This is a genomic window from Azonexus sp. MM2026_4, assembly GCF_055901855.1.
On the sequence record NZ_CM148380.1, the window covers coordinates 3972583 to 3989263 of the forward strand.

Annotated in this window: 17 protein-coding genes; 14 read left to right on the forward strand and 3 right to left on the reverse strand. The window is 68.1% G+C overall.

Annotated elements, in window-relative coordinates:
* The first annotated feature begins 98 nt into the window (after positions 1-98).
* The 14 genes from AC0KWY_RS18765 to AC0KWY_RS18830 all read left to right on the forward strand — a co-directional run bounded on the left by AC0KWY_RS18765 (position 99) and on the right by AC0KWY_RS18830 (position 14302).
* On the forward strand, positions 99-1025 hold the full coding sequence (locus AC0KWY_RS18765; protein WP_474027003.1) for a mitochondrial fission ELM1 family protein: 927 nt from the start codon (positions 99-101) through the stop codon (positions 1023-1025).
* A complete protein-coding gene (locus tag AC0KWY_RS18770; protein ID WP_474027004.1) occupies positions 1007-2161 on the forward strand; it encodes a glycosyltransferase family 4 protein in 1155 nt (384 codons plus the stop codon). The genes AC0KWY_RS18765 and AC0KWY_RS18770 overlap by 19 nt, the downstream gene beginning before the upstream one ends.
* Positions 2145-3419 (forward strand): Vi polysaccharide biosynthesis UDP-N-acetylglucosamine C-6 dehydrogenase TviB, encoded by a 1275-nt coding sequence (tviB, locus tag AC0KWY_RS18775; protein ID WP_474027005.1) that lies wholly within the window; start codon positions 2145-2147, stop codon positions 3417-3419. Before AC0KWY_RS18770 ends, tviB begins: the two co-directional genes overlap by 17 nt.
* Positions 3406-4146 carry a hypothetical protein gene (locus AC0KWY_RS18780; RefSeq protein WP_474027006.1) on the forward strand — a complete coding sequence of 247 codons (741 nt, stop codon included), beginning with the start codon at positions 3406-3408 and terminating at the stop codon, positions 4144-4146. Before tviB ends, AC0KWY_RS18780 begins: the two co-directional genes overlap by 14 nt.
* 43 nt (positions 4147-4189) lie before the next feature.
* On the forward strand, positions 4190-4945 hold the full coding sequence (locus tag AC0KWY_RS18785; RefSeq protein ID WP_474027007.1) for a hypothetical protein: 756 nt from the start codon (positions 4190-4192) through the stop codon (positions 4943-4945).
* Complete coding sequence (locus tag AC0KWY_RS18790; protein ID WP_474027008.1) at positions 4938-6833, forward strand: ELM1/GtrOC1 family putative glycosyltransferase; 1896 nt, start codon at positions 4938-4940, stop codon at positions 6831-6833. The genes AC0KWY_RS18785 and AC0KWY_RS18790 overlap by 8 nt, the downstream gene beginning before the upstream one ends.
* Positions 6830-7639, forward strand: a complete 810-nt coding sequence (locus AC0KWY_RS18795; protein ID WP_474027009.1) for a hypothetical protein — start codon at positions 6830-6832, stop codon at positions 7637-7639. Before AC0KWY_RS18790 ends, AC0KWY_RS18795 begins: the two co-directional genes overlap by 4 nt.
* 249 nt (positions 7640-7888) lie before the next feature.
* The gene (locus AC0KWY_RS18800) at positions 7889-9286 is read left to right on the forward strand and encodes a sodium:solute symporter family protein (RefSeq protein WP_474027010.1); all 1398 of its coding nucleotides are present in this window, start codon (positions 7889-7891) and stop codon (positions 9284-9286) included.
* Positions 9287-9451: 165 nt separating this feature from the next.
* Positions 9452-10030 (forward strand): SCO family protein, encoded by a 579-nt coding sequence (locus tag AC0KWY_RS18805; RefSeq protein ID WP_474027011.1) that lies wholly within the window; start codon positions 9452-9454, stop codon positions 10028-10030.
* Between the two features lie 33 nt (positions 10031-10063).
* Positions 10064-11197, forward strand: a complete 1134-nt coding sequence (locus AC0KWY_RS18810) for an ABC transporter permease (protein WP_474027012.1) — start codon at positions 10064-10066, stop codon at positions 11195-11197.
* 235 nt (positions 11198-11432) lie between these two features.
* Positions 11433-12107 (forward strand): ABC transporter ATP-binding protein, encoded by a 675-nt coding sequence (locus tag AC0KWY_RS18815; RefSeq protein ID WP_474027013.1) that lies wholly within the window; start codon positions 11433-11435, stop codon positions 12105-12107.
* Positions 12108-12113: 6 nt separating this feature from the next.
* Positions 12114-13121, forward strand: a complete 1008-nt coding sequence (locus AC0KWY_RS18820; RefSeq protein WP_474027014.1) for a hypothetical protein — start codon at positions 12114-12116, stop codon at positions 13119-13121.
* A gap of 90 nt (positions 13122-13211) precedes the next feature.
* Positions 13212-13820 carry a nitrous oxide reductase accessory protein NosL gene (locus AC0KWY_RS18825; RefSeq protein ID WP_474027015.1) on the forward strand — a complete coding sequence of 203 codons (609 nt, stop codon included), beginning with the start codon at positions 13212-13214 and terminating at the stop codon, positions 13818-13820.
* Complete coding sequence (locus tag AC0KWY_RS18830) at positions 13817-14302, forward strand: nitrous oxide reductase accessory protein NosL (protein ID WP_474027016.1); 486 nt, start codon at positions 13817-13819, stop codon at positions 14300-14302. The genes AC0KWY_RS18825 and AC0KWY_RS18830 overlap by 4 nt, the downstream gene beginning before the upstream one ends.
* Here the strand turns inward: AC0KWY_RS18830 and AC0KWY_RS18835 are convergent.
* Genes AC0KWY_RS18835 through AC0KWY_RS18845 form a run of 3 tightly spaced genes read right to left on the reverse strand, consistent with a single transcriptional unit; the run spans position 14299 to position 16675 of the window.
* The gene (locus tag AC0KWY_RS18835; RefSeq protein WP_474027017.1) at positions 14299-15681 is read right to left on the reverse strand and encodes a sensor histidine kinase; all 1383 of its coding nucleotides are present in this window, start codon (positions 15679-15681) and stop codon (positions 14299-14301) included. The two genes, AC0KWY_RS18830 and AC0KWY_RS18835, sit on opposite strands and share 4 nt — an antisense overlap.
* Positions 15678-16340: a response regulator transcription factor gene (locus tag AC0KWY_RS18840; protein WP_474027018.1), complete on the reverse strand. Its 663-nt coding sequence runs from the start codon at positions 16338-16340 to the stop codon at positions 15678-15680. The genes AC0KWY_RS18835 and AC0KWY_RS18840 overlap by 4 nt, the downstream gene beginning before the upstream one ends.
* Positions 16340-16675 carry a PepSY domain-containing protein gene (locus tag AC0KWY_RS18845; RefSeq protein ID WP_474027019.1) on the reverse strand — a complete coding sequence of 112 codons (336 nt, stop codon included), beginning with the start codon at positions 16673-16675 and terminating at the stop codon, positions 16340-16342. Before AC0KWY_RS18845 ends, AC0KWY_RS18840 begins: the two co-directional genes overlap by 1 nt.
* Positions 16676-16681 lie beyond the last annotated feature (6 nt).

Consider the following 16681-nt stretch of genomic DNA (forward strand, 5'->3'; position numbering starts at 1 on the left):
CGTCACCTGGGCGTTATCCAGCCTTAACGACCTTGTCACCGAGATTGCCGAGAATTTGCTCCTGAGTCCTGCCCGGACATCCTCAGGAGCAAAACGGCATGAACGACGACAGCAGCCCCTACGTCATCTGGACCATCACCGACGGCAAGCCCGGCCATCTGCAGCAGATTCGGGGCTTGCTCAAGGCGCTGCGCCAGCAGTTGCCGGTGCGCGAGATCGAACTGCGCGCACTGTCGCCGCTGCCGGCGCTGGCCCATCTGGCCGGCGGCAGCTTTCCGCCGGGTGAAGGGCTGCCGGCGCCCGACCTGATCGTCGGCGCCGGCCACGCCACCCACCTCAACATCCTGGCTGCCAAGCGCGCCTACGGCGGCAAGACGGTGGTGCTGATGAAGCCCAGCCTGCCGCGCCAACTTTTCGACCTCTGCCTGATCCCGCAGCACGACGGCGTCGCGCCGTCGAAGCAGGTGATTCTCACCCAGGGCGCGCTCAACACCATGCAGCGCTCGGTCGCCGCCGATCCGAGCGTCGGCCTGATCCTGCTCGGCGGCATTTCGCGCCACTACGTCTGGCAGGACGGCGAAATCCTGGCGGCGGTCGGCAAGCTGGTCGCCGCCATGCCGCAAGTGCAGTGGACGCTGACCACCTCGCCGCGCACGCCGGCCTCGCTGCTCGACGGCTTGCAGGGGCTGGCGCATGCCAATCTCGAGGTCGTCCCCTTTGCGCGGACCACGCAGGGCTGGCTGCACGAGGTGCTGGGCTGCGCCGGCCAGGTCTGGGTGACGCCGGACAGCGTGTCGATGGTCTATGAGGCGCTGACCTCGGGCACCGGCGTCGGCGTTTTCGACCTGCCGCGGCGCCGCTCCAGCCGCGTCGTGCGCGGTCTCGAACGGCTGGTGCAGAGCGGTTGGGTGACGCGTTTCCAGAACTGGCAGGCCGGGCAGTCGCTGCCCCGGCTGAACGGACAACTCGACGAAGCCGCGCGTTGCGCGAAGTGGATCAAGCAATTTTGGTATCCCAACGCCTGACCGTCCTGCAGGTCCTGCCGGCGCTGGAAAGCGGCGGCGTCGAACGCGGCACGCTGGAAGTGGCGGACCACCTGGTCCGCCAGGGCCATCGTTCGCTGGTCATGTCGGCCGGCGGGCGCCTGGTCGACCGGCTGCTGGCCGAGGGCTCGGAGCATTTCGCCTGGCCGGTCGGGCGCAAGTCGCTGCTCACCCTGCGCCTGGTCGGCCCGCTGCGCCGCTTCCTCGCCGAACAGCGGGTCGACGTGCTGCACGTGCGTTCCCGCCAGCCGGCGTGGATCTGCCGGCTGGCCTGGCGCGGCATGCCGGCCGCGACGCGGCCGCGCCTGGTGACGACGGTGCATGGCTATTACTCGGTCGGCGCCTACAGCGCGGTGATGACGCGCGGCGAGGCAGTGATCGCGGTGTCGGATTCGATTGCCGCCTACCTGCGCGCCAATTACCCGGCCTGTGATCCGGCGACCGTGCGCGTCATCCCGCGCGGCATTGATCCGGCGCTCTATCGCCCGGCTTACCGGCCGTCGCCGCAGTGGCTGGACGACTGGCGGGCGGTCTGGCCGCAGTTCGTTGGCAAGCGCCTGCTCGTGCTCGCCGGCCGCATCACGCGGCTCAAGGGGCACCACGACTTCATCGCGCTGATTGCCGCGCTCAAGGCCAGCCACCCGGACATCCACGGCGTCATCGTCGGCGAGGCCGACGCCCGCCACTTGCCTTACCTGGTCGAGCTGCAGGCGGCGGCTAAAGCGCAGGGCGTTGCCGATCACCTCACGTTCACCGGCCACCGGGGCGACCTGCGCGAGATCTTCAGCGTCAGCGCCCTGGTGCTGTCGCTGTCCACGCAGCCGGAAGCCTTCGGGCGCACGGTGCTGGAAGCGCTGGCGCTGGGCGTGCCGGTCGTCGCCTACGCGCACGGCGGCGTTGCCGAACTGCTGGCGGCGATGTTTCCGGCCGGCCGGGTGGCCCCGGGCGAGCGCGACGAACTGATCGAAACCTGCCGGCGCGTTCTCGCCGGCGATCCCCGTCCGGCGCCGCTGCCGGACTCACTGGAGCTGCAACACATGCTGCAAGACACCCTGGCGACTTACCGGGAACTGGTCGCCGCGCGCGAGAAAGGCGGGCAACTTGCTTACGCTCGCTGACGCCCGCATCGCCATCATCGGCCTCGGCTACGTCGGTCTGCCGCTGGCCGTCGAGTTCGGGCGCCGCCTGCCGTCGCTCGGTTTCGACATCTGCCCGCGCCGGGTCGCCGAACTGACCGAGGCGCACGACCGCACGCTGGAAATGACCGCCGACGAACTGAAGCAGGCGACGCGATTGCGCTTTTCCTGCGACGCGGTAGCGCTGCGCGACTGCAATACCTATATCGTCACCGTGCCGACCCCGGTCGACGCCAGCAACCGGCCCGACATGGGGCCGCTGCTGCGCGCCAGCGAGGCGATCGGCGCGGTCATCGCGCCCGGCGCCGTGGTCATCTACGAATCGACCGTCTATCCCGGCGCCACCGAGGAAGTCTGCATCCCGGCCATCGAGCGCGTCTCCGGGCTGGTCTATAACCGCGATTTCTACGCCGGCTACAGCCCGGAGCGCATCAACCCCGGCGACAAGCAGCACCGGCTGACCAACACGATCAAGGTCACCGCCGGTTCGACGCCGGCTGCCGCCGCTTACGTCGATGCCCTCTACGCCAGCATCGTCAGCGCCGGCACGCACCGCGTCGACAGCATCCGCGTCGCCGAGGCGGCGAAGGTGATCGAGAACACGCAGCGCGACATCAACATCGCGCTGGTCAACGAACTGGCGCTGATCTTCAACCGCCTCGACATCGACACCGAGGCGGTGCTGCGCGCCGCCGGCACCAAGTGGAATTTCCTGCCTTTCCGCCCCGGCCTGGTCGGCGGCCATTGCATCGGCGTCGATCCCTATTACCTGACGCACAAGGCCGAAGCCGTCGGCTACCACCCACAGGTGATCCTCGCCGGTCGCCGCATCAACGACGGCATGGGCACCCACGTCGCCGAGAGCGTCGTGCGCCTGATGCTGCGCCGGCGGATCAACGTGGTCGGCGCGCGCGTCCTGGTGCTCGGCCTCAGCTTCAAGGAAAACTGCCCGGACCTGCGCAACACCAAGGTGGTCGACATCGTCCGTACCTTGGCCGGGCTCAACGCCGTGGTCGATGTCTACGACCCCTGGGTCGATGCCGAAGAGGCGCAGGCGGAATACGGCATCACGCCGGTCGGGCAGCCCGCTGGCCCCTACGATGCGGTGGTCGTCGCCGTCGCCCACCGCCAGTTCGCGGCCCTGGGCATCGCCGCGATCCGCGCGCTGTGCCGGCCGCAGGCGGTGATCTACGACGTCAAGCACCTGTTCCCGCGCGAGGCTGTCGATGGCCGCCTGTGAGACACCGCTCAACGTCGTCTGCCTGAAATGGGGGACGAAATACGGGCCGGAATACGTCAATCGCCTGTACCGCATGCTCGCCCGTCACCTGCAGCGGCCGTTCCGTTTCCATTGCCTGACCGAGTATCCGCAGGGGCTTGATCCGGCCATCGTCGTGCTGCCGCTCGACTGCCAGCCGGGGCTGAGCGGCTGGTGGTACAAGCTCTCGCTGTTCGCGCCGCAGTTCCACGGCCTCTCCGGGCCCATGCTCTATCTCGACCTCGACCTGGTGATCGTCGGCAACATCGATTTCCTCGCCGACCAGCCGGGCGATTTCCTCATCCTGCGCAACTGGTCGCGCAACCCGATGTGGAACAGCTCGGTGATGCGCTTCACGGTCGGTGCCCACCCTGAAGTCTGGGAGCGTTTCCAGGCCGATCCCGACGGCGTCATGGCGAGCTGCAACGGCGACCAGGAGTGGATTTACGAATGCCTGCCGGAGGCCGCCAACTGGCCGGCGGAGAAGATCGTCTCGTACAAGAAGAGCCTCGACTCGCGCGCCTTCCCCTGGCTTGCCAAGCTGGGCGGCGAGCGGCTCGGGCTGCGCGCGCCGGGCTGGCTCGACACGCCGTTGCCGGCGACGGCGGCCATCGTCGTCTTCCACGGCAAGCCCGATCCGGCGGACGTGGCGTGGCGCGCCTATGGTTTGTGGAAGCGGGCGTCCTTCGTCGCTCGTCACTGGGTGTGAGCCCCTCTCGAAAAAGGCAGGCAAGTTGAAACAGGTCATCTGCATGAAATGGGGCCAGCTTTACGGCCCGGAATACGTCAACCGGCTGTACGCGATGGTGCGCGCCAACGTTGAGGGGCCATTGCGCTTCGTCTGTCTGACCGACGAGCGCGCCGGCATCCGGCCCGAGGTCGAATGCCACGATTGCCCGGAAATCGCCTTGCCGGCGCCGTACAACCGGCGCGGCTGGCGCAAGCTGACGACCTACGCCGCCAGCGAACAACTGTTCGGTTTCAGCGGCCAGTGGCTGTTCCTCGATCTCGACGTGGTGATCCTCGGCAGCCTCGACGACTTCTTCACCTACCAGCCGGAGAAGAGCTTCATCGTCATGCGCAACTGGACGCAGCCCGGGCGCAACATCGGCAACACCTCGGTCTACCGCTTCACCGTCGGCGCCGACGAATACCTGTTGAGCCGCCTGCTCGCCGAGCAGGACGCGATCCTCGCCACTTTCCGCAACTCGCAGACCTACATCTCGCGCACCGTGCGCGAACTGGTCTTCTGGCCCGACGCCTGGTGCGTGCTGTTCAAGACGCACTGCGTGCCGCCCTGGCCGCTGCGCTTCTGGCAGACGCCGAAGCGCCCGGCGGAGGCGCGGGTGGTCGCTTTCCCCGGCGTGCCCAACCCGCACGAGGCGGTCAACGGCCGCTGGCCGGCGCCGGCCTGGAAGAAGAGCTACAAGTTCATCCGCCCGGCGCCGTGGATCGGCGAAGCCTGGGCGGGCGCCGAGGCGGCACTCGCGGAGCGGCCGCTTGACTGAACTGCGGCGCATCCTGGTCATCGACGAAGGCAGCCCCGGCCATCTGGTGCAGTCGCGCGGCCTGGCCCGGGCGCTGGCCGCGCATTGCCGGGCCGATCTGGTCGAATACCGGGTCCGCCTGACCCTGCGCGGTTTCCTGCGTCCGCTGTTGCGTCTGGCCGGCACGCTGGCCCGGCGTGGCCTGCCCGACCGCCTGCTGCGCCTGGCCTACCAGCTGCCCGCCGAGCCGCCACCGCCGGCCGGGGTGATCGTCGTCAGCGGCGGTCGCGGTTTCCACTACGCGGTCAGCCTGGCCCGGCGGACGGGCGCCCGGCTGGTCTATTGCGGCGATCCGGCGCCGCTGCCGGCGCGCTGGTGTGACGTCGTGCTCAGTCCGCAACGCCTGCCCGGCCACCCGCGCAGCATCGCCAGCGGCCTGCTGCTCACCGACATCGGTGCCAACGAGATTGCCGGCGCCGGCGCCGAACTGCGCGCCGCCTGCAGCAGCGGCGGTGGCGAGCGCCTGGCGGCCTTGCTGATCGGTGGCGATTCGCGCAGCCATCGCTACACGGCGGACGACTGGACGCAGTTGATCGACGCCGTCAACCAACTCGGCGAACAGGGCTGGCGCTGGCTGCTGAGCACGTCGCGGCGCACGCCGCCCGCGGTCGAGGCCCGCCTGCGCCGCGAAATCCGGGCCGACTGGCTGCCTCGTGCCGTGTGGTGGCATGCCGCGCCGGAACGCCTGCTGCCCGCCTTTCTCGATGCGGCCGATTGCGTGCTGGTGACGCGCGACAGCCTGAGCATGCTCAGCGAGGCGGTCGCTGCCGGCAAGCCGGCCATCGCGCTGCGCCCGCGTCGCGTCGTGCCGGCGCCGGTGATCGACCGCGCGCTGCAGCAGGCGGGGTACGAGCGCAGCCTGCGCGAGGTGGCGTTCGGCGACCTCGTCGCGCTGCTTGGCGGGCCGGAGATCGCGCCGGAAAATTTCGCCTTGCCGGCCGTCGACCGCAGTGTCGCGCTGGCCCGCGCGACCGCCCGGCTGCTCGCGCTCAGCCCGGCAGCGACGGAAAAAACACCGGTTTTCGGCGTCGTCGTACCGACCTACAACCGGCCGGCCTACCTGATCGAAGCGATCCGCTCGTTGCACGCGCAGACCTATCCGCACTGGAAGATGCTGATCTGCGACGATGCCTCGCGCGTCGATTACGCGCCGCTCCAGCCCTGGCTCGTCGACCGGCGCCTGCGCATGATGCGCGTCGACCGCAACGGCGGCCCGAACCGCGCGCGCAACCTGTGCATCGACCGCGCCTGGCGCGAAGGCTGCGACCACATCGTCTTCATGGACGACGAGGACCGCCTCGAACCGCGCGCGCTGGAAGTCGCGGCGGCGATGCTGGCGGCGCATCCCGAGGCCGGCTGGCTGATCTCCAACACCTGCGGCGACAGCAAGCCCGGACAGTGCGAGATCGCGGCGGAAGGGCGGGTGGACTGGTTTGCCGACTACGTTTACGGCCGTCGCCTGCGCGGCGACAAGACCCACGTGATCGCCCTCGAGCGGCTGGCCGGCATCCGTTTCGACGATCTCCTGCGCGTCGAAACCTGGCATTTCTTCCAGCTGCTGGCGGCGCGCACGCAGCCCTGGGCCTACCCCTTCGCGAGCCGCCGCATCCGCTACCTGGACGACGGCATCACGCGGACCAATACGCGCCATCCGCAAAGCTGGCGCGAAATCCATTCGCGCTACGCGCGCCATCTGCAGGCCATCCGCCTGCGCCCGCAATGCCTGGCCGCCTACCGCTACGCGCTGCTCGAACTGCTGAAGACGCCGGCGCGCATCCTGCACCTGGCGCTGACGGCAGGCGGCAAGGTGGTGGCAGGGCGGCCGGATTCCAGAAGAGGTTGGTCATGAACGAAAAGAAAGTCCTGTGCATCAAGTGGGGCACGCGCTACGGCCCGGAATACGTCAATCGCCTGTATGGCATGGTGGCGCGCCAGCTCACGCCGCCCTTCGATTTCGTCTGCTTCACCGACGACCGGCGCGGCATCCGGCCCGAAGTGATCTGCCACGACCTGCCCGACCTCGGTTGTCCGGTGCCGACCAACGCGCCCGGCAAGTTCCGCAAGCTCGCGTTGTGGAACGCCGATCTCGCCGGCCTGCGCGGCACCGCGCTGTTCCTCGATCTCGACGTGGTGATCACCGGCCCGCTCGACGAACTGTTTGCCGTCGGCCGGCCCGACGAGGTGATCCTCGCCCGCAACTGGATCAAGCCGCTCGAACGCCTGGGCCAGACTTCGGTCTTCCGTTTCCCGATCGGCGGCCACGCCTACCTGCTCGACGAGTTCCGCGCCGACCCGGAAGGCTTGGCCGGGCAATACCAGTTCGAGCAGCGTTACGTGACCAAGCGCGTGCGCGGCGGGGTCGGATTTTTTCCGTCCGCCTGGGTGCGCCATTTCCGCCTCGACTGCCTCGGCCCGTGGCCGCTGCGCTACCTGCGCCCGGCGCGCCTGCCGCGCGATGCGCGCATCGTCATGTTCCCCGGCAAACCCGACCCGGCGGACGCGATCGCCGGCCGCTGGTCGGAAGTCGTCGCGCATGCGCCGCCGCTGACCCACCTGGCCGGCCTGTTCGACGCGCAGCGCGGGCAGCCGCTCGGCCGTCACCTGAAACGCTATCTGCGGCCCGTGCCCTGGGTCGCGGAACACTGGCGGGAGTGAGCCTCGGCGCGTGGGTTGCACGATGCGCAACGCCGAGCGGCCGTCTCCATCGCCGGAAAAAGCGCCAAGTTATGCGCTGATCGGGGAATCGGCGGTTGCCAGGCGGTCGGGTTTGTGCGATTTTCCGGGGTTGATGACAAGGGCACATGCCGGCGCGGGCGCGCCGCGGCCACGAACCCTCAGGAGGCGCAAGGCTTACGTGGGCGCGGCTGATCTCCTATCCCATCGTCACGCAACGAAAGCTCCGTCATGCTCGATCACCTGATCATCCTGGCCTACCTGTCCACCGTGCTGTACATGGGTTATGCCAGCCGCAAGCTCGGCAGTTTCCGCGAGTTCGCCGTGTCGCACGGCAACTACGGCTGGCTCGCCATCTTCTGCACGCTTTCCGCATCCTTCATCGGCGGCGGCTTTTCCACCGGCAACGCGGCCAAGGTTTTTTCCAGCGGCCTGGCCTATCCCCTGGCGCTGATGGGGTTCAGCCTGCAGATCATGCTCGTCGCCTGCTTCGTCGCCCCGCGCATGCACCGCTTCCCCGGCGCCATCTCGGTCGGCGACCTGATGGAGCCGGCCTACGGGCGGCGGGCCAGGGTCATCACCGGCATCTTCTCGATGCTCATCTGCGCCGGCATCCTCGGTGCGCAGATTGGCGCCATGGGCGCCATCTTCAAGGTCTTCCTCGGCTTTCCGCCCTTGCTCGGCATCCTGATCGGCGCCGGCATCGTCTTCTTCTATTCGACGCTGGGCGGCATGGCGGCCGTGGTCCGGACCGACATCCTGCAATTCTGGCTGATCATGATCGGCATTCCCCTGGTGTTCATTTTCGGGGTGGCCGAAGTCGGGGGCTGGGCGGCCTTTGTCGCAGGCATTCCGGCTTCCCATCTGGAAATCATCGGCGAACAGCGGTCGCTGCTGTCCTTCCTGTCCCTGTTCCTCGTCTTCATGTTCGGGGAAACCCTCGTCCCGCCCTATCTGCAGCGTCTGCTGCTGGGCCGTAGCGCGTCGGATACCGCCAAGGGCAATTTCTGGAGCGCCGTCGTTTCCGTGCCCTTCTTCCTGATCGCCGGCGCCATCGGTCTGGTGGCGCTGCAACTCGATCCCGGCCTGCAGGCCAACCTGGCGCTGCCGGAAGTGGTGCGGCGGGTGGTGCCGGTCGGCCTGGCCGGGCTGATCATCGCCGGGGTCCTGTCGATCGTCATGTCGTCGGCCGATTCCTTCCTGAACGCCTCGTCGGTGGCCCTGGTCCAGGATGTGACGCGCCCGTTGCGGCGGACGCCGCTCGACGAACGGCAGGCGCTCAACATCGCCCGCCTGGGCAACCTGCTGACCGGGGTGCTCGCCCTGTTGTTCGCCCTGCTGATTCCCAACGTGCTGGATATCCTGGTGGCGGCCTACGACTATTGGGCGCCTTCGATCCTGGTGCCGCTGGTGGCCGTGCTGATGGGCTGGCGCACGACGCCGGCCGCCTTCTATGCGGCGGTGGTGGCCGGGGTCGCCGGCACCCTGGTCTGGCAGTACGTCTTGCAGAGTCCCGGTCAGATCCAGGGCTTTGTCGTTGGTACCCTGCTCAATCTCGCGGTGTTCACCCTGGTGACGCGCTTCGGCGCGCTTCCGGCCGCCCAGCCGGCGCCCGGCGGCGGCGAATGAGACGGCGCAGCGCGCATTTCTGGTGAATTCGCGTGCGACAATTTGTCGCATCATCTGCCCTCGGGGAGTCGTTACCATCGCGGCCATGTTTTCACTTTTCCAACTGGCCGGCGGGCCTAGCCGGTGGCCGCGCCAGCCCGGCTCGTCCGTTCAGGATCGGGGCGCATGAAACTTCATCATCTCCTGTTCGGCGTTGCCGCTGCGTTGGCGCTTCTGCTCGCCGCCGCCCTGTTCCTCGTCGATCGCAACGCGCCGGCCAGCAAGTTGCCGGCGGGCGGCGATTTCATCCTGCACGCGGTCGATGGCCCCTTCGATACGAAAACCCTGCGCGGCAAGGTGCTGCTGGTCTATTTCGGCTATACCAGTTGTCCCGACATCTGTCCGACGACCTTGTCGACCGGTGCCCAGGCGCTCGGCCTGCTGACCGCCGAGGAGCGCGCGCGCGTGCGCATGGTGATGATTTCCGTCGATCCGGAACGCGACAGCCTGGCCCATCTGGCGCAATACGCGACCTTCTTCCACCCGGCTTTGCGCGGCGTCAGCGGCTCGCCCGAGGAAGTGGCGGCGGTCCTGCGCCAGTTTGGGGCGAGCTATCGCAAAGGACCGCTACAGCCCGATGGCAGCTATGCCATCGACCACACGACGGCGACCTACGTCGTCGATGCCGAGGGCAAGCTGGTGTCCACGCTCAATTTCGGCAGCGCGCCGGAACAGGTCGTCGCCGTCGTGCGCCGCTACCTGTGACATGGCGCGCCACTTTTCCGCGACGTGCCGCTGATGCGTTCCTGGTTTGACCGGCAACTGCATCTGATCGATTTCACGCTGGCTTCGCTGGCCCGGCGCAAGGTGCGCAATCTCGGCCTGTTCGTCGTCTATACGCTGCTGGTCTTCGTGCTGGCGTCGCTGAGCCTGTTTGCCAGTGCGCTGCGCAGCGAAGCCGCCCTGGTGCTCGCCGGCTCGCCGGAAGTCGTCCTGCAGCGCATGGTCGCCGGCCGTCACGACCTGATTCCGCCCGGGTATCTCGAAAGGATCGGCCGGGTGCGCGGGGTCCAGAAGAAGGAAGCCCGGCTTTGGGCTTACTATCGCGACCCGCAGTCCGCCAGCCAGCTCGTCTTCATGGCGCGTCCCGAGGCGGAAGTGGCGGTCGGCAGCGTCATGCTCGGCGCCGGGCTGGCGGCGGCGCACGGCTGGCAGCCCGGCGACACGCTGGCCTTCGCGGATTATCGCGGGCAGCCCTATCCCTTGCGCGTCGCCAGCCTGCTGACGCCGGATTCCGGACTCCAGTCGGCAACTCTGGTGCTGCTCGCGGAAGCCGATTTCCGCACCTTCTTCGGCTACCCGGCCGGGCATTACACCGATATCGCGCTGGCGGTGCGCAATCCGCTGGAAGTCGCCAACGTCGCCAGCAAGCTGGCGGCGGCGCTGCCCGACGCGCGGCCGATCCTGCGCGACGAGATGTTGCGCACCTACGAGCACATCTTCGACTGGCGCGAAGGCGTGCTGCTCACCGTGCTGGCCGGCGCCATCCTCGCCTTCGCCATGTTCGCCTGGGCAAAGGCGGCCGGGCTGTCGGCCGAGGAAAAGCGCGAAATCGGCATCCTCAAGGCGATCGGCTGGGAAACCAGCGACGTGATCCGGATGAAGGTCTGGGAAAGCCTGCTGCTGTCGCTGACGGCCTTTACCGCCGGTTTCCTTGCAGCCTGGGTGCATGTCTTCCATTTCGGCGCGCCCTTGTTCGCGCCGGTACTCAAGGGCTGGTCGGTGGTTTACCCGGAATTCGCGCAGCTCCCCGCCGTTGACGGCCTGCAGGTCGCCACCCTGTTCTTCTTCACGGTCTTCCCCTATACGGCCGCCGTCCTGGTGCCGATCTGGCGGGCGGCCATCACCGACCCCGATCTCGTAATGCGATGAACCTGGTTTCCTCAGTTGACCGCTTGCTTCTCCCGAAGCGCCCCGTGTTTGCCAGACATCCCGGCACGGCCGGCGCTTACCCGGCGGATGAGGCCGCTACGGGGCTGCTGGCACGCCCGGACGGGCGCCTGACTTTGTCGCTCCTCCTTGCAGGCATCAGCCTGCTGCGTCGTCGCTTCGCGTCATGCATCCCGTCCGGACGCACCAACAACCCCGTCCAACCGAGGAACCCAGGTTGATAGAAATCTCCGCCGTCCACAAGGCCTTCAACCAGGGCCAGCACAACGAATACTGGGCCCTGCAGGGCATCGACCTCAGCATCGAGGCCGGCAAGGTGACGGCTTTTCGGGGTCCCAGCGGCTCCGGCAAGACGACGCTGCTGACCATCGTCGGCTGCCTGGCGCGGCCGACCAGCGGCCGGGTACGCCTGCGCGGCGAGGACGTTTCCGGGCTGCCGGAACGCTTCCTGACCGAGATCCGGCGGCGCAGCTTCGGCTTCGTCTTCCAGCAGTTCAACCTGATCCGCGGCCTGTCGGCGCTGGAGAACATCATCCTGCCGGCGCTGCCGACCGGGCGCCCGCGTGCCCAGCTGGTGACGGCGGCGATGGCACTCCTCGACCAGTTGCAACTGACGCAACGCGCCCAGGCCAAGGTCGAATGGCTGTCCGGCGGCGAGCAGCAGCGGGTGGCGATCGCCCGCGCGCTGATCAACGACCCCGAGGTGATCATCGCCGACGAGCCGACCGCCAACCTGGACAGTGCGCTGGCCGGCGAATTCATGAACCTGCTGGCCGGCTTCACGGCGGCCGGCAAGACCGTCCTGCTGACCAGCCACGACCCGCTGGTGGTCGAATCTGCCGCCGTCCATCGCGTCGTCGCGATGCGCGACGGCAAACTGCTCGAGGGCTGAGCGCCGATGCTGTTCCAGCCCGCCATCATTGCCCTCCTGCTCGCCGCCGGCGTCGCCGTGCTGATGCTGGCTGCCGCCGCGCCTTTCGCCTGGGCGGTGCTGCGCGAGTGGGACATCGGCAGCGGTGCGGCGCGCCAGTTGGAACTCGAACGACGCACCTACCTGTTCTCGACGCTGGTTTCCTTCGTCATGGCGATCCAGCTCGCCGCGCTGCTGCTCTTCGTGTTCAACGCCGACCGCCTGGCGGTGATGTTCGTCGGCGCGATGTGCGCGGTCGGCACGCTCAACGTCAACGAATGGGGCTTTCCGGCGCTGATCGTGCAGATGCTGGTTTTCTTCAGTGCCCTGGTCTGGCTGGCGATCAACCATGTCGACAACCTGGCGCGCGACTATCCGCTGGTGCGCGCCAAGTACGGCCTGCTGCTCCTGCTGCTGCCGCTGCTGGCGCTCAACCTGTGGCTGCAGTACCGCTATTTCTCCGGCTTGCGCGCCAACGTCATCACCTCCTGCTGCGGCAGCCTGTTTTCCGAGGAAGCGGCAACCCTGAGCGCCGAAGTCTCCAGCCTCGAACCGCGCGCCGCGCTGTGGCTGTTCTACGTCGGGATGGGCGTCGCCGTCGCCAGCGGCTTGCTGCACTGGCGTCGGCGCGGCCGGCTCGACGGCGGCTGGCTCGGCATCGCCGCCGCCGCCGGCTTCGCCATCGCCCTTTCCGGCGTGATTTCCTTCGTCTCGCTCTACATCTACGAGCATCCGCACCATCATTGCCCGTTCTGCATCCTCAAGCCGGAATACGACTACCGCGGCTACGCCCTCTACCTGCCGCTGTTCGGCGGCGCGGCCGCCGGCATGGCGGCCGGGGCGCTGCAATGCTTCGCCGCGGTGCCCAGCCTGCGCGACGTGCTGCCGCGGGTCTCGGCGCGGCTGGCGCTGCTCAGCGCCCTCGGTTTTCTCGCTTTCACCCTGCTTGCCACGTGGTTTGTCATCAACTCGAAGCTGATCCTGATCGAGTCCTGAAGCCGCCGTTGTGCGGCAATATGTCGCACCCCGGGCGCCGGGTCGGGCGTTAACATGGAACGCTTATTTACCGCCCTTCGAGGAGCCAAGATGAAACGTCGTGAAATGCTCAAACTGTCCGCGCTGGCCGGCTTTGCCTCGGCCGCCCTGCCTTCGGTGGCGCAAGCCGAAAGCTGCCAGAGCGACGGCACGCCCAACCAGTTCATCCCGAAAAAGGCGCCGGACACCAAGCCGCTCGACAACGACATCGAGAAATACCCGAAGTGCCCGTATTGCGGCATGGACCGCAAGGAGCACAACAAGACCCGGATGCTGGTCCAGTACTCCGACGACCTGGCCGACGGCGTCTGCTCGATCCACTGCCTGGCGCTCAGTCTGAGCCTGAACATCGACCGCGAACCGAAGGAAATCTGGGGGCCGGACTTCGCCGCCAGCGCCGAGCCGCGGCCGCTGCTGCCGGTCGACAAGCTGACCTATCTGCTCGGTGCCGACCTCAAACACGCGATGACCAAGAAGAGCAAGCACTCGTTCGCTTCGCTCGAGGTGGCCAAGGAATTCCAGGCCAAGCACGGCGGTACGCTGGTCAGCTTCAACGACGCGCTGCGTGAAAGCTATCTCGGCATGGCCGACGACGTCACGATGATCCGCAAGAACCGCGCCGAACGTCGCCGCCGCGCCATGGAAATGCAGCACGGATGATCAGCCGGCGCCGCTTCATCGCGCTGGCCCCGGCTTTCTGGGTGGGCAGCAGCTTCGCCCAGAAAGTGCCGATGCCGGGCAAGATGGATCTTTGCCCGGTATGCGGCATGGTCGTCTCGAAATACCCGAACTGGATCGCCGTCGTCACGTGGAAGGACGGGCATGCCCATTTCTTCGACGGCGCCAAGGACATGTTCAAGTTCCTCTCCGACCTGGCCAAGTACGCGCCCGGTCACCGGGCGCAGGAAATCGCCGCCATCCACGTCACCGATTTCTACAACCTGGAGCGGATCGACGCCCGGCGGGCGCTCTACGTCATCGGTTCGGATGTCTACGGGCCGATGGGGCACGAGTTCGTGCCGCTGGCGACGCCGGAAGACGCCGCCGACTTTCTCAAGGAACACAAGGGGAAGAAGATCCTGCGCTTCGACCAGGTCGGCGCCAAACTGCCGTTCCGGCTCGACGACGGCAAGTTCGATTAATCGACCGAGCGCGCGGCGCCCAGGCTGAGGCGCGCCCTGAGGCCGCCGAGCGGCGAATCGAGCAGTTCGAGGCGGCCGCCGTAGAGGCCGGCCAGTTCGTCGACGATGGACAGTCCGAGGCCGCTGCCGGGCACCCGTTCGTCGCCGCGCTGGCCGCGTTGCAGGAGCAGCGCCCGGTCGGCGGCGGCGATCCCCGGACCGTCGTCGTCGATGTCGATGCGCAGCGTCTCGCCGTCGTTGCCGCAACTCACCTCGACCCGGTGCCTGGCCCATTTGCCGGCGTTGTCGAGCAGGTTGCCGAGCATCTCCTGGAGATCCTGTGCTTCCCCGCGAAACTGCGGGTTGCCGCCGGCCGCGAACGAGAAGTCAACCTGGCGTTCCGCGTGGATGTGCTGCATCGCCCGCAACAGGCCTTCGATCACCGGCCCGACCGCACAGCGCCGTCCCTTGCCCTGGGCCGCCGCGGCAACGCGGGCGCGGGCCAGGTGGTGGTCGATCTGGGCGCGGGCGGCTGCGACCTGGGCGTCGACCAGGTCGGCAAATTCACCGGTTTCGCCGGCGGCGGCGTTGGCCATCACCGCCAGCGGCGTTTTCACCGCGTGCGCCAGATTGCCGGCCTGACTGCGGGCGCGTTCGACGAATTCGGCATTGCGCTGCAGCAGCGAGTTCAGTTCATCGACCAGCGGTTGCACTTCGCTCGGATGGTCGCTGCCCAGGCTGGCCTGTTCGCCGTCGCGCAGCCGCGTCAGTTCGTTGCGTAGGCGCTTGAGCGGGCGCAGCCCGGCATGGACCTGGATCACCGCGGCAATCGCCAGGCCGCCGGCAAGCAGGGCAAGGGCGGCCAGCAGCAGGCCGCGGAAGCGCTCGACCGGCTCGGCGAGCAAGGCTTCGTCGGCGGCGACGATCAGGCGCAGCGCCATCTCGGGACGTTCGGCCGGTAGCAGGACCTGTTCGATCATGCGCAGCCTTTCGCCTTGCGGCCCGCTTACCCGGTGTTCGTGACGCTCGCCGTCGTTGAGCTGGTCGCCGGGAACGTTCAGTTCGGCGTCCCACAGCGAGCGCGAGCGCAGCGCGCCGCGTTTGCCGTTCCCGGCGCCGGCCTCGGGCATCCGGTCGACCTGCCAGTAAAGACCGGCGTAGGGACGTTCGAGGCGCGGATCGCTGAGCGGCCGGCTGAGGGTCGGTTGGCCGTCCGGGGTCAGTTCGAGATTGGCGGCCAGCTGGTTGAGATGGATCGTCAGTTCGGCGCGGAACTGGCGGGCCAGGTGTTCCTCGAACATGCCCTGCAGCCACCAGCCGGCGAGGGCGACGGTCGCCAGCATCCAGGCCAGGGTACCGGCCAACAGGCGGAAACGCAGCGAGGCGCCGCGCCGGGTCATGGCGTGTCGTTCATCCGGTAGCCGAGGCCGCGCAGGGTTTCGATCATGCCGGCCGGCAGTTTCTTGCGCAGGCGGCCGACGAAAACCTCGATGGTGTTGGAGTCGCGCTCGCTGTCGAGCGGATAGACGTGCTCGGACAGTTCGCCGCGGGTGACGGCCTGGCCGCGCCGCTGCATCAGGTAGGCGAGGACGCGGAACTCGTGGCTGGTCAGCGTCAGCGGTTGGCCGTCGAGGCAGACGCGGGCGCCGCGCAGATCCAGAGTGATTGGCCCGCAACGCAGTTCGTTGCCGGCCTGGCCGGCGGCGCGGCGGATCAGCGCGCGCAGGCGGGCGGCCAGTTCTTCCATGTGGAAGGGTTTGACCAGGTAGTCGTCGGCGCCGGCGTCGATGCCGGCGACGCGTTCGTGCCAGTCGCCGCGCGCGGTCAGGATCAGCACCGGCATGCCGCGGCCGTTGGCGCGCCAGCGCTTGAGTACCGAGATGCCGTCGAGCAGCGGCAGGCCGAGGTCGAGCACGACCGCGTCGAAATCCTCCTCGTTGCCCAAGTGCAGCGCGTCCCGTCCATTGACGGCGACTTCGACGATATAGCCTTCAGCGCGCAGGCTGCGGCCGATCTGCAGGTTCAGTGTCGGTTCGTCTTCGACCAGCAGGATGCGCATCAGTCACGACCTCCCCGGCGCCCGTGGCGCCCCTTGATTTCGAGCAGACGACCGTCGCGGGCGTCGACGATCAGCTTGTTGATGCCGCCGTCGCGGCGCAGCATCTTCACTTCGTAGGTCCAGCGGTCGTCGTCGTGCTCCAGTTCGACTTCGAGGACTTCGCCGCGGTGTTCGCGGCCGATCCGTTCGAGGACGACGCCGAGCGGCAGGATTTCGCCGGCCGCCAGCGCCCGCCGCGCCACCTCGTGGTCCTGGCGGCCGTCGGCGACGGCCGGCGCGATCAGCGTCAGGGCGAGGGCAAGCCCGAGCAGGGCGCGGCGGCAGGCGGTAGACATGGGCGC